The organism is bacterium, assembly GCA_016702305.1.
Classification (GTDB): Bacteria; Electryoneota; RPQS01; order RPQS01; family RPQS01; genus JABWCQ01.
This window is the reverse complement of sequence record JADJEH010000001.1, coordinates 220,492-240,418: the sequence shown is the minus strand read 5'-3', so window position 1 is coordinate 240,418 and position 19,927 is coordinate 220,492. Positions and strand designations below refer to the sequence as shown.

The 19,927-nt window shown below is 58.4% G+C and carries 20 protein-coding genes; all 20 read right to left on the bottom strand.

Annotated elements, in window-relative coordinates:
* Nucleotides 1–2 precede the first annotated feature (2 nt).
* The gene (locus tag IPH10_00875) at nt 3–1,202 is read right to left on the bottom strand and encodes a hypothetical protein (protein MBK6909482.1); all 1,200 of its coding nucleotides are present in this window, start codon (nt 1,200–1,202) and stop codon (nt 3–5) included.
* A 5-nt stretch (nt 1,203–1,207) separates the two neighbouring features.
* Nucleotides 1,208–3,295 (bottom strand): flagellar biosynthesis protein FlhA, encoded by a 2,088-nt coding sequence (gene flhA / locus IPH10_00870; protein ID MBK6909481.1) that lies wholly within the window; start codon nt 3,293–3,295, stop codon nt 1,208–1,210.
* Between the two features lie 7 nt (nt 3,296–3,302).
* Nucleotides 3,303–4,373, bottom strand: a complete 1,071-nt coding sequence (gene flhB / locus IPH10_00865) for a flagellar biosynthesis protein FlhB (protein ID MBK6909480.1) — start codon at nt 4,371–4,373, stop codon at nt 3,303–3,305.
* Between the two features lie 3 nt (nt 4,374–4,376).
* Nucleotides 4,377–5,159, bottom strand: coding sequence for a flagellar biosynthetic protein FliR (gene fliR / locus IPH10_00860; protein ID MBK6909479.1), 783 nt, complete (start codon nt 5,157–5,159; stop codon nt 4,377–4,379).
* 4 nt (nt 5,160–5,163) lie between these two features.
* Nucleotides 5,164–6,018, bottom strand: a complete 855-nt coding sequence (locus IPH10_00855; GenBank protein MBK6909478.1) for an HDOD domain-containing protein — start codon at nt 6,016–6,018, stop codon at nt 5,164–5,166.
* Nucleotides 6,015–6,284 (bottom strand): flagellar biosynthesis protein FliQ, encoded by a 270-nt coding sequence (gene fliQ, locus IPH10_00850; protein ID MBK6909477.1) that lies wholly within the window; start codon nt 6,282–6,284, stop codon nt 6,015–6,017. Before fliQ ends, IPH10_00855 begins: the two co-directional genes overlap by 4 nt.
* 7 nt (nt 6,285–6,291) lie before the next feature.
* Nucleotides 6,292–7,026, bottom strand: a complete 735-nt coding sequence (gene fliP, locus IPH10_00845; protein ID MBK6909476.1) for a flagellar type III secretion system pore protein FliP — start codon at nt 7,024–7,026, stop codon at nt 6,292–6,294.
* Nucleotides 7,023–7,364, bottom strand: a complete 342-nt coding sequence (locus IPH10_00840) for a flagellar biosynthetic protein FliO (protein ID MBK6909475.1) — start codon at nt 7,362–7,364, stop codon at nt 7,023–7,025. Before IPH10_00840 ends, fliP begins: the two co-directional genes overlap by 4 nt.
* Before the next feature lie 2 nt (nt 7,365–7,366).
* The gene (gene fliN / locus IPH10_00835) at nt 7,367–8,242 is read right to left on the bottom strand and encodes a flagellar motor switch protein FliN (GenBank protein ID MBK6909474.1); all 876 of its coding nucleotides are present in this window, start codon (nt 8,240–8,242) and stop codon (nt 7,367–7,369) included.
* Entirely contained in the window at nt 8,235–9,224 is a 990-nt protein-coding gene (fliM, locus tag IPH10_00830) for a flagellar motor switch protein FliM (GenBank protein ID MBK6909473.1), read from the bottom strand. Before fliM ends, fliN begins: the two co-directional genes overlap by 8 nt.
* 6 nt (nt 9,225–9,230) lie before the next feature.
* Nucleotides 9,231–9,818, bottom strand: a complete 588-nt coding sequence (locus tag IPH10_00825) for a flagellar basal body-associated FliL family protein (GenBank protein MBK6909472.1) — start codon at nt 9,816–9,818, stop codon at nt 9,231–9,233.
* Nucleotides 9,819–9,963: 145 nt separating this feature from the next.
* Nucleotides 9,964–11,637, bottom strand: a complete 1,674-nt coding sequence (locus tag IPH10_00820) for a flagellar hook protein FlgE (protein ID MBK6909471.1) — start codon at nt 11,635–11,637, stop codon at nt 9,964–9,966.
* Between the two features lie 84 nt (nt 11,638–11,721).
* Entirely contained in the window at nt 11,722–12,123 is a 402-nt protein-coding gene (locus tag IPH10_00815) for a hypothetical protein (protein MBK6909470.1), read from the bottom strand.
* 3 nt (nt 12,124–12,126) lie between these two features.
* Nucleotides 12,127–12,846, bottom strand: a complete 720-nt coding sequence (locus IPH10_00810; protein ID MBK6909469.1) for a hypothetical protein — start codon at nt 12,844–12,846, stop codon at nt 12,127–12,129.
* Nucleotide 12,847: 1 nt separating this feature from the next.
* Nucleotides 12,848–13,072, bottom strand: a complete 225-nt coding sequence (locus tag IPH10_00805; GenBank protein MBK6909468.1) for a hypothetical protein — start codon at nt 13,070–13,072, stop codon at nt 12,848–12,850.
* A gap of 118 nt (nt 13,073–13,190) precedes the next feature.
* Nucleotides 13,191–16,823 (bottom strand): hypothetical protein, encoded by a 3,633-nt coding sequence (locus tag IPH10_00800; protein ID MBK6909467.1) that lies wholly within the window; start codon nt 16,821–16,823, stop codon nt 13,191–13,193.
* Nucleotides 16,820–17,488, bottom strand: coding sequence for a hypothetical protein (locus IPH10_00795; GenBank protein MBK6909466.1), 669 nt, complete (start codon nt 17,486–17,488; stop codon nt 16,820–16,822). Before IPH10_00795 ends, IPH10_00800 begins: the two co-directional genes overlap by 4 nt.
* Entirely contained in the window at nt 17,485–17,928 is a 444-nt protein-coding gene (locus IPH10_00790; protein MBK6909465.1) for a hypothetical protein, read from the bottom strand. Before IPH10_00790 ends, IPH10_00795 begins: the two co-directional genes overlap by 4 nt.
* Entirely contained in the window at nt 17,925–19,232 is a 1,308-nt protein-coding gene (locus IPH10_00785) for a FliI/YscN family ATPase (protein ID MBK6909464.1), read from the bottom strand. Before IPH10_00785 ends, IPH10_00790 begins: the two co-directional genes overlap by 4 nt.
* A complete protein-coding gene (locus IPH10_00780; GenBank protein MBK6909463.1) occupies nt 19,229–19,927 on the bottom strand; it encodes a hypothetical protein in 699 nt (232 codons plus the stop codon). Before IPH10_00780 ends, IPH10_00785 begins: the two co-directional genes overlap by 4 nt.

Sequence of the window (19,927 nt, the reverse complement as noted above, 5' to 3'; positions counted from 1 at the left end):
GCTTAAACGTTGACAGTCGTGGCGCGCAGCGGAACAAATTCGCTTTGCGGCGCGGTAGTATTGAACATCCGACGGCGCAGCCATTCAGGGCGATAGCGCTCGATCTGCCCTGTAAAATTCTGCCCGCTGGCCAGCCACGCAATCGGCTTTTTGGTCTCATGGGAAATCGTGACCAGCGCACCGGGCTGCTGGGACTCGTCCAATCGCGTCAGGGAGAGATGGGTCACGCCAACCAACTGGAAACGACGCGCCACGGCGGCCTGCTCAACGACTCTCGAGGTCGCGTTAATCACAAGGTGCGTCTCGTCCGGCGCCAGAGCTTCAAGCATGGCGGCCAAATCGGCGAGGCGCTGAATCTCATTGGGGGCACAGCCGGCGGTGTCTATCAGCACGATTTGTGCGTCCTTCAGCCGGTGTAAGGCCGTGGCCACATCTTTCGGCTGGTAGACAATCTCCAGCGGCAGTCCGGTGACGCGCGCGAACGTGCGCAGTTGCTCAATGGCCGCCAGGCGATGCGTATCCAGCGAAATCAGGCCGATCTTCTGCTTGCCGTATCCCGCAGGATCTGTCGCCAGCTTTTGCAGCGTGGAGGTCTTCCCCGCTCCGGGCGCACCCACGAGCGCAATTTTCGTCTGCCGGCCTGTCCGCGGCAGGAGCCGGTTCGGTGCGGGCGGCGCGATTTTGCTGAGCTTTGCTATAACAAATGCGGAAATGTCTTCCGGGGACGTGAGGGCATCCGGGCCCAGTTGGACCAGCGCCTCGGTGGTCAGATCGGTGGCCATTTCGCGCTCCAATCCTGCCTCGGTCAACTGCGTCAGCGACCGCGACAATTGCTCAGGCATTGTCGGTAAATTATTGTACCTGAAATGCTTGGCAATGTCCGCTAAGGCACCACGCAAGGCTTGAACTTCGGATCGCAGGAGGGCGATTTCGTAAGTCGAGCCCGCCTGACCGCGGGGAGTGGTCTCATCACGCATTTGCACAGACAGTTCTTGGGCAAATTCGGTGCCACTTTCAAGCTCTGCTTTAACTTCGGAAGGCAGGGCGGCAGTCACCTCATAGAGATCGCGCCCACCCAAACCAAAGGAATTCGCTTGCGACTTCTTCTCGGATTTGAGAATCACGGCTCCATCGCCCATTTCGAGCTTGATTTTGCCCAGGGCTTCGGCAAACGTCCGTCCAGTAAAAGTGCGGGGAGTCATAGGGCTTATCCTTCAATCTTGATCATGCCCATCGGCTGCACGCGCGTCGAGGGCGGCAGTTCGGCCGTGGACAGGACGATGAGATTGGGTTGTTCTGCTTCCAATAGGCGTTTTAAGAATGCACGGATACCCGGTGCCGTGATGACAATAGGTTGAAATCCGCGATTTAGCATACCTTGGGCAAGTTGCTTGATCGTCCCGACCACGCGCTGTGTAACGGCACTCGGCAGCGCGAAGTCGCTGCCCTCTTTTGCGGCGGTGCGCAGGCCGTCCGCGATCATCTGCTCCAATCGTGGTTCAATCGTCATCGCCGACAGGCTGCCCGGCTCGTCTTCATAGCGTTCGGCGATAGCTTTGGCCAATGCGGAGCGCACAGCTTCGGTGAGGTACTCGGGGTCTTTGGTCATCGGCGCGTAGTCCGCCAGCGTTTCGAGAATCGTGGACATATCCCGAATCGGCAGACCTTCTCGCAGAAGATTCTGCAACACCTTCTGCACCTGGCCGATGCCCAACTGTCCCGGGACAAGCTCTTCGACGACGGCCTTGTGCGTGCGCTTGACGGCCTCCAGCAGCTCTTGTACCATGTCGCGCGACATCAGGCGATAGCCCTCGGCCTTCAGCATCTCCGAAAGATGCGTTGAGACGACGGCCGCCGGTTCGACGACGGTATAGCCGCGCGACTGCGCGACTTCTTTCTGGTCGCGGGTAATCCATATCGCAGGCAAGCCGAAACTGGGATCTCGCGTGGGGATTCCTTCGATCCGCAGTTGGCTCTCGCCGTTGCTCAGCGCCATCAGCATGCCCGGCCGTATTTCGCCCCGGCCAGCTTCACTGCCGCGAATGCGGATAATGTAGATGTTGGGCGACAGCTGCGTGTTGTCCCGGATGCGCACGGGCGGAATAACGAAGCCGGTCTCCGCCGCCATTTGCTTGCGCAGCACCGTGATGCGATCGAGCAGATCACCGCCGGGTCCGCCTTCCACCAGCGGTATCAAACCGTAACCGATTTGAATTTCCAGCGGGTCCACCAACACGTAATCTTCGAGACGATCCGGCGGCTTCGGCGCGGCGGGCTTGTTGCCTTCGGGCTTCTTCGCTTCTTCCTCATTTCGGCTGGCGCTGATCCGCGCGAGCATGAAGGTCGCTGCGCCAAGCGTCATGAACGGAATCGTGGGCAATCCCGGCGTAACCGCAAACAGGGCCAATACACCGGCGGAGATGTACAGTGCGCGCGGGTAGCCGAGCAACTGACTAACGACATCCGAACCGAGATTGCCTTCCGAAGCGGCGCGGGTGACGATGATACCTGCCGCGACCGATGTCAACAACGCCGGAATCTGCGACACAAGGCCGTCGCCGACGGTGAGAATTGTAAAGGTCGCCGCTGAATCCTGCCAGCTCATCCCCATCTGCACCATACCGACCGCAAAACCACCCAGAATATTGATCGCAGTGATCATCAAACCGGCGACCGCGTCGCCGCGCACGAACTTCGACGCACCGTCCATGGCTCCATAGAAGTCTGCTTCGCGGGCGATCTTCTCGCGCCGCTTGCGCGCTTCCGCCTCGTCAATCATGCCTTGATTCAAGTCGGCGTCAATCGCCATCTGCTTACCCGGCATGGCATCCAAGGTGAATCGTGCGGCGACTTCAGCGATGCGGCCTGAACCTTTCGTGATCACGATCAAGTTGATAACGACGAGCACGATAAAGATGACAATGCCGACAAAATAGTTGCCGCCGACGACAAATTGTCCAAACGCCGTGATGATCGCCCCGGCGTCGCCGTCGCCCAGAATTAACCGTGTACTGGCGACGTTCAAAGCCAGACGGAACAGCGTCACCACGAGCAGTAGTCCCGGGAACACGGAGAAGCGCAGCGGCTCTTCAACGTAAAGTGCCGTCAACAGGATTGCCAACGACAATGAAATCGAACAGGCCAGAGCAATATCCAGGAGGAACGTCGGAATCGGAATGATCATTACCACGACGATCGCCACAAGGACGAGCGCCATCATGATGTCACTCTGTTTCAGCAGGTTCCCGAGGGATGATCCTCCGGCCTTCGCCGGTGCTTTCGCTACTGTACTCATAGTCTATTTATGCGACGCCGAAATAGCGGTTTTTAATTCGATAAACGTAAGCCAGCACTTCCGCGACGGCCTTATACAGCTCGACGGGAATCTCCATGCCGATTTCCACGGCCTTGTACAGCGCCTGCGCGAGCGGTTTGTTCTCCACAATGGGCACGCCGTTCTCCGCGGCAATCTCCTTGATACGCTCGGCCACTTTCCGCGCGCCTTTGGCAACAACAATCGGCGCCGAAGAGTTTTCGCGATCATATTTGATCGCTACGGCCAAGTGAATCGGGTTGGTTATCACAACATCCGCCTGCGGCACGTTTTTCATCATGCGTTTGAGCGTCGTCTTGATCATGATCTCGCGGATCTTGCCGCGGACGCGCGGATCGCCGTCCTGTTGCTTGGCTTCCTCCTTGACTTCGTCCTTCGTCATCATCAACGACTGCTCGAGATCGTAGCGCTGATAGAGATAGTCTGCGATACCAATGATGAGCAGCGCAGCGGCCGCTGCCGTGAAAAGACTGTCCAACAGCCGTCCCATTTCACCGATCACCTGATTGGCCGGCATATAGAACAGCCACGGTGTCTGCAGCGCAGCCGTTTTCAACGCGAAATAGAGCGCCAGACCGACAAACAACAGTTTAAGAACGCTCTTGCCGAGTTCCACAAGAGCCCGCACCGAAACGAACCGTTGAAATCCGTTAATCGGGTTCAGCCTGCTCCACTGCGGCGCGGCGGCCTGCCACGAGATTTTGAAACCAACTTGCGAGACATTGACCAACGCGCCGATCAGCATGATCATCAACAGAAACGGCATCAAGACGCGAAAGGCGGCCATCGTCTGATTCTTGAGCAGCGCTTCGGTGGATGACTGCGTCCACTCGGTGGTCCCTGCCTGCCGCAGCATCTGCTTGAGAATTTCGCCGAGACCTTCGATCATTCCCGCGCCAAACACCGACAAAGTCAGCGCCGCGCCAAACAACAACACCGCTGCATTCAAGTCCTGCGAGCGGGCGACAGAGCCTTTCTCGCGTGCCTGTTGCCGCCTGCGCGGCGTCGGTTTTTCAGTCTTTGAATCGCGGTCGAACATGGACTACGAACCGCTGAGGAGTTGAAGAAAGTCCGGCATACCCTGCATGAACTGCCCTGACTGCGTCGCGAAGATCTGTGCAATCGTGCCCGTGGTCAGCGCCGCGAATAATAGCGTTATCCCGATCTTCAACGGGAATCCGAGGACAAACACATTCATGGTCGGCGCCACGCGCGTCAGAATGCCGAGTGCCACGTCGCTCAGCAAGAGCGTAACCATCATTGGCGCGGCCAATTGCACGCCGCGCGCCAGAACGAGGCCGGCTTGAGTCACGGACCAATCGGCGAGTTTCCCGTCCAAGGAGACCGCGCCAATCGCCACGCTGTCGAAACTCGCGCGCAGGGTCTCAAGCATCATCAAGTGACCGTCAATCGAAAGGAACACAAGTACGGCGAGCATGTCATAGATTTGAGTCAGCACATCGCTCTGCGCTTCACTGTTTGGATCAATACTTGAAACGATGGACAAGCCCGACTGCAGACCCAGTATGCGCCCGCAAATTTCCACCGCGTAGAACAGAAACTGTCCGGCGAAACCGATTAGCGCACCGCACAGCGTCTCGTTCAATCCCAACAACAGGTAGTCGGCAATCGTGCCGGTCATCGGCATCTGATGCTGCGGCACACTCGGCGCAATCAGCAGCGCAAGTGCGACACCGAGCGCGGCTTTGATCGAACTGGGAATCGCCCGCCGACCAAACACGGGTAGCACTGCAAGGGCCGCGGTTATGCGAATGAACACGAGCACAAAGTGCTCGACCGATCCGATGCTGAACGGGAGCTGCATGAGATCAGAGCGCTACAAGTGCATTCACCTGCTCGGACAACGACTCTTCAAGCTCTTCGCACATTGCGTCGAGCGATCCCTCTGGCAGCGGCAGCACAACGTGGAACTCGTGATCAAGAACCGGCGCCTCGCCGCCTCCGTTACCCAACTTAAGCACTCGCACGACGTGATCGGCATAGCCGATCAGCGCGGCCAACTGTGCGTGCTGCGTCGCACCGCGCGGAGCATGATGGAAGCCCACGGCTTCCTGTAGAACTTCGGGCAGCGACCATCGCTGCGTCAAATAGTGCCCAACCTCCGCATGGTCAATTCCAATTACGGCCGTCTCCGCGTCCACCATCGCCGCTTTGTGTGCATCCATCAACTCAACGATCCGCGTGAACTCGGCGTGAAAATGCTTGTCGAGTACGACCTTGCCAACGTCGTGAATCAAACCGGCGGTGAAGGCGATCTCAGGCTCGGCCACCCGCATCTTGCGCGATAGGGCGCGGGCCGCCAGCGCGGTGGCCATCGAGTGCACCCATAGACCCCGTCGCTCGAACGAACCGACTTCACCGTCCTGATTGAAGAGGTCCATCACGCTCGACGACAATACAAGATTGCGCAGGTTCGATACACCGAGAAACACCAGCGCCTGCTGGATGCTCGTAATCGTACCGCGTACGCCAAAATACGGCGAGTTGACCAGCTTCAGAAGCCGCGTCGCGATCGCCGGATCGCGTTCAACCGCTTCGGCCACGGCTTTCGGCGAGACCTCCGGGTCTTCCGAGAGTTGCATGACGCGCGCCGCTACATCCGGCAACGTCGGCAGGGTTTTGATCTCGCGCAGAACCTGGGATATTTCTTCTCTTGACTTCATTGTGCAATCGTAGGAATAAGTGCGAAGACATATTGCATAAAATCCACCAGCTTCGCCGCCATCCACTGCATGAATATCAGCAGCGCGAGCGCCGTGACCACGATCTTGGGCACGAAGGCCAGCGTCATTTCATTGATCTGCGTGACCGCCTGAAATATCGAAACCGCAATTCCGACGATCATTCCGGCGAGCAGCATCGGAGCGCTTACAATCAGCGCAGTCGTCAGCGCCTGGCTGGTCAAATAGGCGGCAAGTTCGTGAGTCATGAAATCCTCAATGGAAGCTCGCAACGAGCGATTGCACAAGCAGGTACCATCCGTCCACCATCACAAACAGCAGAATTTTGAATGGTAAACTGACGGTAACGGGCGGCAGCATCATCATGCCCATGGCCAGCAGCACCGACGACACGACCATATCAATGATCAGGAAAGGTAGGTAGATTACGAAGCCGATCTGGAAGGCGATGCGCAACTCACTGACGACATATGCGGGTAACAGCACGGCCATAGAAATGTCATCAATGCTTGCCGGCGCTGAATCGTTCGCCATCTTCGCGAATAGCGCCAGGTCCTTTTCTCGCACCTGCCGGAGCATGAACTCTTTGAACGGCTTAGCCGCGCTTTCCCATGCCGCTTTCTGCTCAATTTCACCGCGCAGATAGGGCTGCAGTGCGTTGGTATTCGCTTCATTGATGGCCGGTGACATGATATAGAACGACAGTATCAACGCCAAACCGACCATTAACTGGGCGGGCGGTACTTGTGCCGCTCCCATCGCTTGCCGCAGAAAATGAAAGACGATGATGATGCGTGTAAAACTCGTCATCATCAGGACCAGCGCCGGCGCAAGCGCCAGGAGCGTCATCAGACCGACGATCTGCAAAGTTGTCACGGTGCGCGCCGGATCAGGACTGCTGTCGAGTTGCAGCGAAATCGTAGGTAGCGTTTGCGCTAACGCGGGCAATGCGATCAGCAACGCAACGAGTATCAGGCCAAACCGCTTCACGAAGCGCGCGTCCTCTTAAGAATGTCCGCGAAACTTGGTCCGGGTTTGCTGGCCAGCGCGTCACTAACAAGTTTGCGATCGCTGTCCGACTCGATCTCCATCAATGCCGTCATGTTTTCCTTGCTCATTCCAACCAGAAGGAGCTTGCTGCCGACTTCGAGGACGATGATCTGACGGCCCGGCCCCAACACGCGCGAACCGAGCATTCTCCAGCCTTCTTGTTCTCGGCCTACGGGCGATCCTGTCGGCAGATATTTGCGGTAGGCCCAGGCCAGCACAAAGATCAAACCAAGTACGAAGGCCAACGCGGCGAATGTCTTGAGAACGTCAACGCCCATGTTCAGTTCTTCGTGCTCGTGAAGCGCTCTTCGGGATTAATCAGGTCTGTAATGCGAACCGCGAAGTTCTCCTCGACGACCACAACTTCACCGCGTGCAAACCGTTTGTTGTTGACATACAAATCCACCGGTTCACCGGAGAGTTTATCGAGCTCGACGACGGAACCCGGCGCGAGCTTGATAATGTCACGAATCAGCATGTTGGTCCGGCCAAGTTCGATTGCGATTGGCAATTCAATATCCATCACCAGACTCATTTCCTTCTTTACGGATGGATCGAGCAGATCCGAGCCGTCGCCATTGGTGCCGGTGCGTTTCGGCGATGTCTTCGGCGGAAACAGCGCATCAATGAGTTCGTTGCTGGTTAACTTTATCAGCGTCACGTCCGGATCAGGTCCAACGATCAACTCTGTGACCGTCCATGAGCCGATGAAATCCGTCGGTGAGATGTCCATGACGACCGCTTTGGCATCGTCGCACACGTGATGCGGACCGCCATTCTTAGCCACGTCGCCGAAGAAACCGCCGACAATCTCCTTAAAGAGGTCACGGATCGGTTCGAGGTGCTCTTCGGCCACGAACTCGGCGGTGCCGTCGCCCATGTTGATCAAGTCGGCCAGCGTGCCAGCGGCACGTTTGGTCATCAGAAAGTGCGTGCGTCCCGCGGAGAGGTCGGCGGAGCCGACCGCGCACGAGACGATCTCACCGGGCAGTTGCGCTTTGACTTCTTTAAAGTCAAACGCGTACGGGCCGCCGAGGTTGACGCTGACTTGACGTTCAATGAACGTGCTCAGGCTCTTGGTGAACTGATCTGCAAACCGCCGCTCGGCTTGAACGCGTGTGTCTTCGGTAACGGCGCTGCGAAATACTTCACTCATGGACGATCTCCTCTTGATCCGAGATAACTCGCGTGATGCGAATAGCCTGCTGGAACTTAGAATTGCCCGGCTCGGCCCAGAACTTCACTTTCTTATCCACGAAAACTTTTACTGGATCATCGGTGCGCTGGTCGAGCATGATTACGTCACCTGGCTTGAGGCCCAGATATTCATGCATGCTGATCATCGCCGAGCCCAGTTGCGCGCGAAGCGGCAGTTTACTGAGCCGCACGCGATCCACTAATTCATGTTTCTCTTGCGGTCGAATCGGTTTGGTGTTAACATTGGTCCAGCCCGTCGTCAAGTTGTTCATCAACGGTTCGAGCACGAAATACGGGAAGCAGAGATTCATCGGGTAGGTGAAATCCCGGACGACGATCTCGCAGGAAATCACGACCGCCGATTCCGACGCGGGCGCAATTTGCACGAACTGCGGATTTGCTTCGTAGGACTCAACGTACATCGTGATCGGCTGAACCGTGCGCCAGGCGTCGGACAGCGCGGACAATCCAGAGTCAATTACGCGGCGCAGAATGGTCTGTTCAATGATCGTCATTTCGCGCAGCGATTCCTGTCGCGTGCCAAGACCGCCTAACAAGCGATCCACAACCAGCAACGAGAACTGCGGCGACACTTCAAGAATCAGCGATCCCTTCAGCTGATTCGACGAGACAATGTACAGACACGACGGCACTGATAGCGACAGCATGTATTCGGAATAGGCCGCCTGGTCTATTGAGAGCAGGTTGATGTCCACCAGCGTGCGCAGCGTGCCCGAAAGATACGTACCGAATGCGCGCGCGAATCCGTCATGAATCGTGCGCAGCGCGCGCAGTTGGTCCTTGGAAATGCGGTCAGGATGCTTGAAATCGTAGAGATGGATGGGCCGATCCGAAGAACCGGGTGATGACTCCGCGACTTCACCTGTCGAGACATTCCGCAGTAAGGAATCAATTTCCTCTTGTGTGAGAATTTTGCTCATGGCGGATTATTGGAGCACGTAGGTTGAGAAGACTACACCGGTCACAGGTTTTTCCTTTACCAAACCATTCACGGTCGCGACGAGTTCGGCCCTCAGCGTATCACGGTAGGCGATGCTGGCCAATTGATCGAGCGACTTCGATGAGAGCAACGTGATCGCGGCGTCGCGTACCATAGGCATTTGCGCTTCGAGGGATGCCGCTGACTTAGGATTTTTGAGGGAGAAACCGACGATAGTCGAAAGGAAGCGTCTTCCACCCGTTCCGGCGGGATTGACGATGATCTCGTCGAGCATCGCGACGTTGGATTCTGCACCCTTGCCGCCGCCATGCTCTCCGCCTTCGGACTCTTCGCCTTCGGATTCGGCGTCGGCCTCAGCTTCTTCGCCGTGCTCGCCCCCGTCTTCGCTGACGTGTTCAGCCACGGCGTTGGGGTTTACAGGCGTTGGAAAGAAGATCGTCTTTTGGATGAAATACGCGGCGGCCGTCTGCGCGACAAGGATTCCCGCGATAATGAGAATCTTCTTGAGCGGCAGCTTTTTCTTCGGTTCCGCGGGCGCGGCTTCCGGTTGCTTTTCGGGTTTTTCTTTCGCCATCGTTCACCTTGTTGGAGCGGAGTGAGCGTGCTCGGCACCGTGAGCGGGCCGGTAGTTGGCGACGGATTGCGGGAAGGAGAAAGGATCGGAACTGCGGTTGGGGCAGCCGGGCGGCGCGCGACTTGCGCGCCGCCCGGCGCTTAACTTACCGCTTCAGCTGGGTGACTTCGTTGAGAAGCTGGTCGGCCACCGTGATCACACGGGATGCGGCCTGGAAGCCTCTTTGTGCGATAATCATCTCCGTAAACTGTTCCGCCATATCCACCGTACTCAACTCAAGATAACCGGCATAGATCTGGTTGACGTTTCCACTTTCTACGCCAATCAGCGGGTCGCCCGAGTTGACCGTCGCGCTATAAATATTTTCACCGGACAGCGTCAAGCCGGACGGATTCGCGAAACGCGCCAGTGCAATCTGACCCAGCGTGCGCGAAATGCCGTTTGAATAGCTGCCAATAATCTTGCCTTCATTGTCCACGGTGAAGTCCGACAGAACGCCCATGCCGTGGCCATCCTGGTGAATGGCGATGGTCGTGGTCGGCGCCGAGAACTGCGTGATACCGTCAAAGGTACCGACGGTGCCGGCGTTCAAGTCAATCACCATGGTCTGTGCCTGCGGCGGCGTGAACGTGAGTGGGCCGCCGTCGAAGCTCAACAGCGAGCCATCACCGTTGAAACGTACCGCACCGGTAAAGCCCGTGAGGCGATCGTTGATCTCGTCAATACCGCCGTCGTCTACGACAGCCTCCCAATTCCACGTATTCTCTTCTGCCGTTGCCTGCGTGAAATTCACTTCGACTTTGTGGCGTTCGCCGCGGCTGTCATAGGCGTAGATTGACACCGAGTGCGATCCGGTCAGGCCTTTCTCAGTATTCACGAAAGTCGGCAGGAGCATCGAGGAGGCTCCCGAGCCGCCGAGGTCTTCAAAGCCGATTGAAATCGCGGTTTCGCTGTCGCCCGCGATATTGTCCTTTAGAATCATCTTGCCGGCGGCATCAATCGCCAGCGTAGAACCGGTCTGCTCGGCTGAGTTGAAGCCGTCCGCCGAATTGAAACGGTCGAGCAAGTCGCCCACGGTGGTGCCGTCATTTGAAGCACCATAGGTAAACGCGACGCTCACGGACGTGCCGTCACGGCGCGTCGCATTCAGGCGGATGATATCGCCGTCGTCAATGTCGGCCGTGGACTGGTCGAGGTCGTTCAGTTCAGTTGCTCGCGTGGCGGGAACGTTGTTGGAGTTGAAGGCGAACGATGCACCGAATGTCTGGTGCTTACTCGAGTTTGCGTCGAGATTACAGAAATAACGAATATCAGTCGTGGCGCGGGCCGGATCCTTTTCACCGAACGGCAACGTAAGCGGCTCAATTGCCGATGACGGAATCAACGTGCCGTTCTTGTCGGCCAAGCGGCCCAACACATGCATGCGGCCGCCGGCGGCCAGCAGCGAACCATCTGCGTCCACCTGGAAATTGCCCGCGCGTGAGAAGTACTGGCGCTGGCCGTCTCCGAGTACAAAGAATCCGTCGCCTTGCACCGCGAGATCGGTACGGTTGCCGGTGTTCTCAAAGTTGCCTTGGGAGAAGATGCGGTCAATCGAGTTGATCCGCGTACCCAGGCCGACTTCAATGCCGTTCGAACCGCCTTGCGTTCCGATCGGTCCTTCGGCGGGTTTCAGCAGCTGCGAGAAACCGGTCGCGAACGAGACGCGGCTGCTCTTAAAACCAATGGTGTTGACGTTGGCGAGATTGTCACCGATCACGTCCATCTTGGTTTGGTGGGTCGAAAGACCCGCCACGGCGCTGAACAGAGATGTCATCATAGTGTGGTTTCCTCGTCGGGCATCAGTCGTTCTGCCCGTTGTGGAGCCTCCTGCAAGAGGACCGGCTCACGTTTGTTTGATTTTTTATGCGATTACTGCGCTGTCAATTTGCGTGAAAACATGTGAGTTGGTCTGCGCCGAGTCCAGCGCCGTGACCACGGTGCGATTCCGCACGCTCACGATGAAGGCCAGATTGTCCAGCAAAACGAGAGACGACTCAGCGCCCTTGTCTGCTGCACTCGAAATTCCCTTTTCCAAGCGGGCCACTTGCGGTTCAGTCAAGGCGATCTGTCGGTGCTGCAAGCGATTCTGCGCGTGCGACGAGAATTTGACGGGCTGCGAATCACGAACGGTCTGCTCGAGCAAACGATCGAACGAGCCTGCTCCGTCCGGCTTGCGCGCTGGCTGCGCCGGACGAACCGGCCCAACCTCTCCCACCGAACCAATCGGCTGCACGCGCGTAAATAGCGGATTCAACTCGTTCATGGTTTAACCGCGTAGACTCTGGTTGGCTCCGTCGGGCGCTTCGCTGCTGGCCGTCAGGACCGAAAGAATATCGCCGAGGAACAGCGCCTGGCCGTTGACCGTCAGCGTCACCTGACCGTCACCATAGTTCACCGCGCTCACGATTCCTTCGACATAACTCGTTGCGGTCACATCCGCACCGCCGGCATCCTTCGCGCTCACTTCAAACGAGTATGTTCCGGCGGGCACGTGATTGCCGTCGTTGTCGCGGCCGTCCCAATAGACGGCAGCGTCGCCGCTTTCATGCGGGTTGCCGGCTATCGTGCGCACGACATTGCCCTCGGAGTCGAGCACGTTTACCTCAATGTCCGTCGCCGAGGCGCCCAGTGTAAATCGCAAGTCAGCGTCGCCGCCGCTCGCCATGGCCACCGTATTATTCTGTGCGCGTACAAGTTTGCCGACCAAGGCGGCCGCCAAGTTACCGTTAATGGACTGAGTCATCATCAGGTTCATGTTGATGGACTCTTCCAGCGACGATTGAATCGCCTCGAGCTGCTGCACGGACGAGAATTGCGCAAGTTGGGCCGCATATTCATGGCCCTGCAGCGGATTCATCGGATCCTGCGCACGCAATTGCGCCATCAGCATTTGCAGGAAGTCAATCTGGTCGAGCGTGTCGGTCCGCGAACTTATCTTGTCCGCGGGCGGCGTTTGAAACAGATTCGTTGTGGGGGTTACTTCCACGTTACCGCTCCAATTGGTACAGATTCAAGAACGCTTCGCTGGGAGCGCGGGTCGCCAGGTAGTTGCATAGCGCATAGGCGGTCTTGCTCACGTCCAGCTCGTTGCCGCAGGTCAGGCACACGACCGCATAGGTACGTTTGCCGCTGCGGGATTTTCCGGCACCTGCGGTGCGGAACTTCTGGCCGCCACAGGCACAAACGGGCATTCTTTTCGATGGAGACTTCATGCTCAAACCAGATTTAGCAAAGCATGGGCCAAGCGCATTCTCTGCTTCAAGGAATTATCAATACTCACTTTAAGAATTTCAGAAGAGCAGTTGAACATCTGTATACGGCAATTCTGGCCTATGCCGTCCACACCCGTGCTCCGCTCAACGTCGGTCGTGGTTGAGCGACGGCTTCTGCTACGTTGGTGTCCAACCCGGTGCGCACTCCCGAGTGCCGGGAATTGCGCTGGTGCTCGCCTTTGTGCGTCGCCTGTTCATCCACACCCGCCTGTGACTGCTGCGACAGCCCGTCACGGACGGACAGATCAATGCGCTCCACCGCATAACCCTGTTCGCGCATCCAAACGGCCATCGCCAAGCGGGACTCTTCCAGCGCGGCGGCGGCGGCCGGTTCGGCGGCGATGTGAATCGAGAATTGGTCGGCGCGCCGCACCACGTCAATCTCCAGCGTGCCCATCTCGCCAAACGGCAGCGTCAAACGCACTTCATCAGGCTCGACCAGCCGTTTGCGCGATTGTTCGAGTGCCTTCTCCAGCGCCGCCTTGAGGGAATCCGTCAGCACCGTCCGCGGCACGATGCCCGCGCCGTCTGGTTGGCTAATGGGCATCGTCGGGAATTCAACAGCGGTGCCGCGCAGAGTTGCGACGCTGGTCTCCGGCGCATGGTCGCGCGTGATTTGCTGTGGCTCGACCTTATACGGTGTGGGCGATTCAGACTGACGTGCATCGAACCCATTCATGCGCGGTGTTTGGTTCTGATTAGGCGGGTCGGCCGTTACCGTCTCATTCGGTCGCGGCATCGTTGTCTGCCGCGCAACAGGCTCGCGTCCTGGTAGCGCGGAATGCGGCGCGTGGGCAGCGTCCCGTGGGAGCGTCGCATTAGCTGACGATTCAACTGTCACGGGTTGCGGCACGCGCCCGTCGGTTACCGGGCGATTTGGGCGATGGATCGGCATCTCAACGGGCACGCCTTCATGCCGCGCGCTCTCTTCTACTTTCAAATTCTGCGGCACATCGGCAACGACCTGATGATCAACTCGACGGTTGACTCCTTCGTCCTTAAGAGCTCTTGCTTCAGTTTGCAAGATCGTCGGCTTGCCAGCTAACGGCGGCGTTGCGGGGATAGACTCGACCTTCGCGGCAGCGTGAGTTGGGCGTTCTGACTTCTCGTTTGGCTTCGGCGATTCGGTTCGCGTGTGTTCACGTCGAGTCGTGCCCATCTCCGTCGGGGAAGACGTCGCGTGAGTCTTCCCGATTACTGGAGCAGCCCAACCCGCTCGGGCGCCAGGCTTGTCGGCGATGGTGTGAGTGTCAACTCGGTCCGTCAGAACTTTCGCCGGAGCCGACGTGTCCTTCCGCAGTATTTCGGCACGCGGAGTGGTTCCGTTGATCTGGCGCACAGGCTGCTCGATGCGCGTCGCCGTTTGCTTTTCGACGGAAACATATTGAGTGTGACTCGCATTAACCGCGGGCGCGCGCGCATCGCCGATGCTCACTGGAATCGCGGAGTTGTTCTCGCGAGTTGCACCAAGTTGCGCAGGCCGAACCGTTCGTTCGCGAGCATGAATCTGCTGCCCGTGTTTATCGGGCAGCGTGTCCGGTCGTGCTGTTTTTTGGCTGACTTGCGCGGTCTGCTTCGTCGCCGCCAGACGGTTTGTCGGTTGTTGCATCATCGGCGACGCCGGTATCGTCGGTTCAACCATCCGGCTTGGCCGATCATCGATTCGCTCAGGCATCGTCTGCGCCCGGACCGGTTCATTTACTAAGTTGCCTGCAAGCGGTTTCGCAGGCAGATCAGTAGTAAGATAAGTTTCAACAGTCGTTGGGCGCGGCGCGCTCTGGGCCGTCGTCGCTGCCGTCGTCACGCGTGGGCTATCCTGTGGAACAGCTGACTTGCGTTCTGCCGTAATTTGGGAAGGTCGCAAGCGCGGCAACTCAGGCACAAGCTGGGGAGCTCGCACGCTCTCCGGCGGAGTTGTCAGAACTTGCTTTTGCCTCACGCCCGTGTTGCTCGGCGGGATTGCCGCCTCTTCCATCCTACCGGCCACCGCCAGCGGCTTAGCATCCATCTGCGGGGACACTTGTGCCGAGCGCGTCGAATTCAGTGAATTGCGTTCCGTACGTAGTGTACCGTCCGCCGGGCGTACTGTAATCGGCGGCTTTGACTCCACGTTCTCGCTCCTTCGCGGCGAAGTGCTTGGCGTGCTTGAGAACACGGGAAGCGGCGGCGTTGCAGTGCCTTCAGTCTTCAGACTCGTCATTCCAGTTGTGTCGGCACTACCCGCACTCGACAACGAACTCTGACTTCGTTGGAACGGCACAGCGGCTGTATCCACAGGCCGCTCGGTAGCTCGACGAGCGCTCGGCACTTGTTCAGGTGGGGCATGTCCTACACTGCGCACAGATGTTAGCAGTTCGCGTACAATCTCCGTTCTCGGCATTTCGCTGCTGGGTGCCAATGCATTCTGCTGAACAGATCGGTGCGACGTCACCCGCAATTCGGTTAGCCTTGGAACCGCAACATCTGGCGCTCTGGACGGCGTTTCCGATACGTTTACGCGCGGCCGACGATCCAAACTTCTGTGTTGCGGCAACACATTCGTCGCGCTCGGCACGGGCTGCGGCATTTCGCTACCGGGTGCCGGCGCATTCTGCTGAATAGATCGGCGCGACGGCACCTGCAATTCGGTGGGCCTTGGAATCACGACATCAGGCGCTCCGGAAGGCGTTTTGGGCACGTCTACAAGCGGCCGACGATCCAAACCAATGTGTCGCGGCGACGCATTCGTCGCACTCGGCACGGGCTGCGGAGCATGTCGTTCACGATTCTCGCGGAGACCAGGCAAACTTGCTGAATCCATCTTGATCTGATCGGCAACGCTCGTAACAACTCGCGGACTCGCTGCCATCGTTACACGTGGCATCGCAACAGGCGCCTGCTCCGCATCGACCTTTGGTTTCGTTGTGCCCACGAACGACGCTGTCGCCTGTCCCACCGGACTGCCCAATTCGGCGAGCGGCGTGGACAAGGAGGTTGGCTGGTCGGCAGCATCGTTGACGACGACAGATCTGATTCCTAACACCGCTTCACGACGCTGCGCCAACGGCTGCGGCGCAGGCGCGGCCTCTAACCGCTCAGGCTTGCGTTCTTTTGCAACATCGCGATCAAACGCGCTAATCACCGGAGCTGTGGAAGGTCGTGTCGCTGTCAGCGTCTCGCCCTTCGCATTCCGCTCCGCCGAGAGGCCTGCCCGAACACTCACCGACTTTGCGGTGTGCGCGCTTGCTGGTCCCCTGGAAGGTGGGGGTTCGACCGCTGGAACGGGTGCGTTCTTGATGAGTTCCGGCGACTTCGCATCTCGTTCTATCGTGACCACGGGTTTGGGTGCCGGTGTGCCCAAGGAAACAGGCACATCAAGCGGCACCGCGACGGGTTGAGCGTGCGTCGCCTCCGCTGGCGCGTGCGTCTTGACCTCCGCCGCCCGCTTGCGGTCCTCCGGTATCTTATTCAAGCTCGACTTGAGCTTGTCATCGGTTTGAGTATGCTGCTCGCTATAGCGCGGCACAAACGAAACCGCCGGTGTTATCACCGGCGGTGGAAGACTCTGCTCAGTTGGCGTTGCGCTCGGTGGCGCCAGTCGCTCGGTTGTGGCAATCACCGTCTTGAAGTCACCGCTCGGTGACTTCTCCTTTCCGGTGACGCCGGACTTCGATGGCGTACTGCCGAGTAGTTTTAACAAACTGGGCTTCACGACGGGTTCCGCACTCCCGAAATTTCAGCCATACGTGAGGCCACAGATGCCGCGACCGGCACCGGCAAGGACGCCATCATCTTAGCGCCGCTGCGGCTCTTCATGCGCATCACCAATTGCACGATTGTTTCCGTCGGCAGACTCTCGACGATCACGGCAGCCTCGGTTGGTTTCATGCCCTCGAGCATCTTGGCCAACTTTGAAATCTCGGCGGTGGATTGCGGCGCATCGGCAACGACTGGCGACGCATTTACCGATGCCGAAGATTCTGCATCGCCTTCGATTGCTTCGGTGTCGTTGGCTGCGTCGTCACTAATGACCTCCGCCGTCAACGCAGCGTCTTCTATTGCGTTGTGCTGTGTTGCCGCAGAGTCGCTGTGTCCGCCTTCCGCAATTTCCGCAAGCGAACTATCTTCCGGCGCCGCGACCGAATCAAACAGCGCCGTCTCGCTTCCAGCATGCGTGCTGTCCGACTCGGCGTGCATGTCGGCCTGCAAGCTGTCGGCATGCAGTGAGTCCGCGTGTACCGCCAGCGAGTCGGCCCCGGCCAGATGTTCTAGCACGGCGCTCTTCGGCTGCGTCATCTTCAAGACGAAGAACATCACCACGTTCAAGACTATGAACGTGCCGAGGTATAAGCCAATTTGGGGAAGCCACTTTTTCATTGTGGGTGCCTGCTATGCTTGCGCGGCTGGTCGTCCGCGATCTTCTGTTCTAAATCAATCAGGTCCTTATTCCACGCCAATCGCTGGTGATCGCCCAGCTTCTCAAGGCCCAACGACCGCTGCCGCGCGACGCGAAACCGCTGACGCGCCGCATCTTCGTGCTGAGTGTACTCAGTAACAACGTCAGATTGAAATCGCACGATGCGTTCGATGCGCTGCAAATATCGCCAATCCGTCTGACAATCGAGAATGCGAAACTCGTTCAGTTTGCTGGCGCTCATCGCCTGTGACTGTGCGTCGCGCTCATTGGCGAAGAGCGACAGTTTCTGCTGTTGCGCCGCCAAGGCGCGTTCGGCGCGCTTGAGCTCGGCGAGGCGCATCGCTTCCTGGATCTTGCGGACGCGTTGCACGCGCTCCAAGCTGAATCGAAACTTTTTCACGACTCGGCGATCTCCCGCACACCGCGCACCGCCTCGGCGATGTCAGTACGCGCCAGAGTGTCCTGCCGCAAGAAGTCGTGGATCAAAGGCAACCGTTCGATCGCCTGGTCTAGGACCGGCATCGAGCCGCGCGCGTATGCGCCGATCGAAATCAAATCTTCGCCGTCTTGATAGGCCGCGAGCCATTCTTTGATCTTTGCCGCACCGCGCATCTGGTCATCGCTCGCTACTTTCGGCATGACACGGCTGATACTGCTCAAAACATCAATCGCGGGATAGTGTCCGCGCGCGGCCAGTTTCCGCGATAACGCAATATGCCCGTCCAGAATACTGCGCATCGTGTCGGCCACCGGCTCGAGCATATCGTCGCCATCCACAAGCACGGTATAGATGGCCGTGATTGAACCCTTATCCGAGTTGCCCGTGCGCTCAAGCAATTTGGGCAGGGCTGAAAACACGGAAGGAGGGTAGCCGCGCGTAGCCACCGGCTCATGCAGCGACAACCCCACTTCTCGCAGCGCGTGACAGACTCGCGTCACGCTATCCATCATTAATAGTACACGCAGACCTTGATCACGATAGTATTCGGCGATCGCCGTAGCCGCCAACGCTCCCTTGATGCGCAAGAGCGGCCAGCGATCCGACGTTTCACAAACGACGACAGCGCGCTGTAAGCCTTCGGTGCCCAGTGATTCTTCAATAAAATCGCGCACCTCGCGGCCGCGTTCGCCGATCAAACCGACGACGACGACGTCGGCGCTTGTGTTGCGCGCGATCATTCCCAAAAGCACGCTCTTACCAACGCCGCTTCCCGCGAAAATCCCGACTCGCTGTCCCTGACCGAGCGTTAACAGTCCGTCTATGGCGCGTACGCCAACCTGCAGTGGTTCGGTCACGCGCGGTCGCGTCATCGGGTTGGGACTGTCATTTGTCAGCGGACGATATGCCTGCGCCTGCACCGGCCCGCGGCCATCCAGCGGGGCGCCGGTGCTGTCTATGACGCGCCCCAACAATCCGCGTCCAACCGGAATCAACTGCGTCCGATCCAGGTCAATCACTTCATCGCCTGGGCACACGCCGTTCAAATCTTCAAGCGCCATGAGCAGCGTCAGCGGCCCGTCAAAGCCGACGACTTCGGCGAGTTTGTCTCCGCGCTCTGTTACAACCTTGCACAAGTTTCCGATAGCGCTGCGCGGTCCTTTGGCTTCAAGCACAAGGCCGCGCACGCTGCTGACACGGCCCACCGCACGCACCGCGGTCGCTTCGCTCAGAATCCCTCGTGCTTGCGTCAACAGATCGGTCATGCCTTCTTCTCCAGCGAGGCTTCGAGCTGCTGTTTCAGTGATTCAAGCTGCGTATCCAAGCGCGCATCTAATGTTCCAAGGTCTGAGTCAATCATGCAGTCCCCTGGCTTCAATGAATCGTCTGCGCGCCATTCTAAGGCCGCTGACGTGCTGAGCTTCGCTTTGACTTCCTCGCCGTGCTGTTGCAGCATGCGCAAGTCGCGGCTGCTGACGCGCACGGTCACCTGTTTCGCGTCGCCAAGCATGCTCATCGCATTCTTAACCATGCCGAGCAGCAGATCCGGCTTCACTGAAAGTTCGGCGTGCAGAATCTTCGCTGCCATTTGGGTCGCCAGAGACACGAGCTGCGCTTCAAAACGTTCAGCGACCTCGGAACGTTCAGCTTGCAGCATCGTTCCGTACTGCTCAAGCAGTTGCGCCGCGCCGCTCAGTTCACTCTGTGCGTCCGCCCGGCCGCGCGCGATTCCTTCATTGAATGCGGCAGCGCGCGCACGGTCCAATTCGGCGTTTTGCTTCCGCTTGTCACTTTCCGTGTCCCGCATGCGTTGCGGCAGCGCCGGCGGCTGCGCCGCGCGCGCGGCGCGCGATGGATCAGTCACCATTTCGCGAAAGTAATTGACAGGACGATCCGAAAACGACTCGAAGCGAACCGGCGTTATGCGCGGATCATCCGCTAATTTCAAGACTCGACCCAT

Excerpts from the sequence above, each read along its gene's own strand:
- IPH10_00815 (MBK6909470.1), bottom strand. The coding sequence starts at position 12,123 with ATGAACGAGTTGAATCCGCTATTTACGCGCGTGCAGCCGATTGGTTCG.
- IPH10_00820 (MBK6909471.1), bottom strand. The coding sequence starts at position 11,637 with ATGATGACATCTCTGTTCAGCGCCGTGGCGGGTCTTTCGACCCACCAA.
- IPH10_00805 (MBK6909468.1), bottom strand. The coding sequence starts at position 13,072 with ATGAAGTCTCCATCGAAAAGAATGCCCGTTTGTGCCTGTGGCGGCCAG.
- fliR (MBK6909479.1), bottom strand. The coding sequence starts at position 5,159 with ATGCAGCTCCCGTTCAGCATCGGATCGGTCGAGCACTTTGTGCTCGTG.
- IPH10_00840 (MBK6909475.1), bottom strand. The coding sequence starts at position 7,364 with ATGGGCGTTGACGTTCTCAAGACATTCGCCGCGTTGGCCTTCGTACTT.
- IPH10_00795 (MBK6909466.1), bottom strand. The coding sequence starts at position 17,488 with ATGAAAAAGTGGCTTCCCCAAATTGGCTTATACCTCGGCACGTTCATA.
- IPH10_00855 (MBK6909478.1), bottom strand. The coding sequence starts at position 6,018 with ATGAAGTCAAGAGAAGAAATATCCCAGGTTCTGCGCGAGATCAAAACC.
- fliQ (MBK6909477.1), bottom strand. The coding sequence starts at position 6,284 with ATGACTCACGAACTTGCCGCCTATTTGACCAGCCAGGCGCTGACGACT.
- flhB (MBK6909480.1), bottom strand. The coding sequence starts at position 4,373 with ATGTTCGACCGCGATTCAAAGACTGAAAAACCGACGCCGCGCAGGCGG.
- flhA (MBK6909481.1), bottom strand. The coding sequence starts at position 3,295 with ATGAGTACAGTAGCGAAAGCACCGGCGAAGGCCGGAGGATCATCCCTC.
- fliN (MBK6909474.1), bottom strand. The coding sequence starts at position 8,242 with ATGAGTGAAGTATTTCGCAGCGCCGTTACCGAAGACACACGCGTTCAA.
- IPH10_00780 (MBK6909463.1), bottom strand. The coding sequence starts at position 19,927 with ATGGGTCGAGTCTTGAAATTAGCGGATGATCCGCGCATAACGCCGGTT.
- IPH10_00875 (MBK6909482.1), bottom strand. The coding sequence starts at position 1,202 with ATGACTCCCCGCACTTTTACTGGACGGACGTTTGCCGAAGCCCTGGGC.
- fliM (MBK6909473.1), bottom strand. The coding sequence starts at position 9,224 with ATGAGCAAAATTCTCACACAAGAGGAAATTGATTCCTTACTGCGGAAT.
- IPH10_00785 (MBK6909464.1), bottom strand. The coding sequence starts at position 19,232 with ATGACCGATCTGTTGACGCAAGCACGAGGGATTCTGAGCGAAGCGACC.
- IPH10_00825 (MBK6909472.1), bottom strand. The coding sequence starts at position 9,818 with ATGGCGAAAGAAAAACCCGAAAAGCAACCGGAAGCCGCGCCCGCGGAA.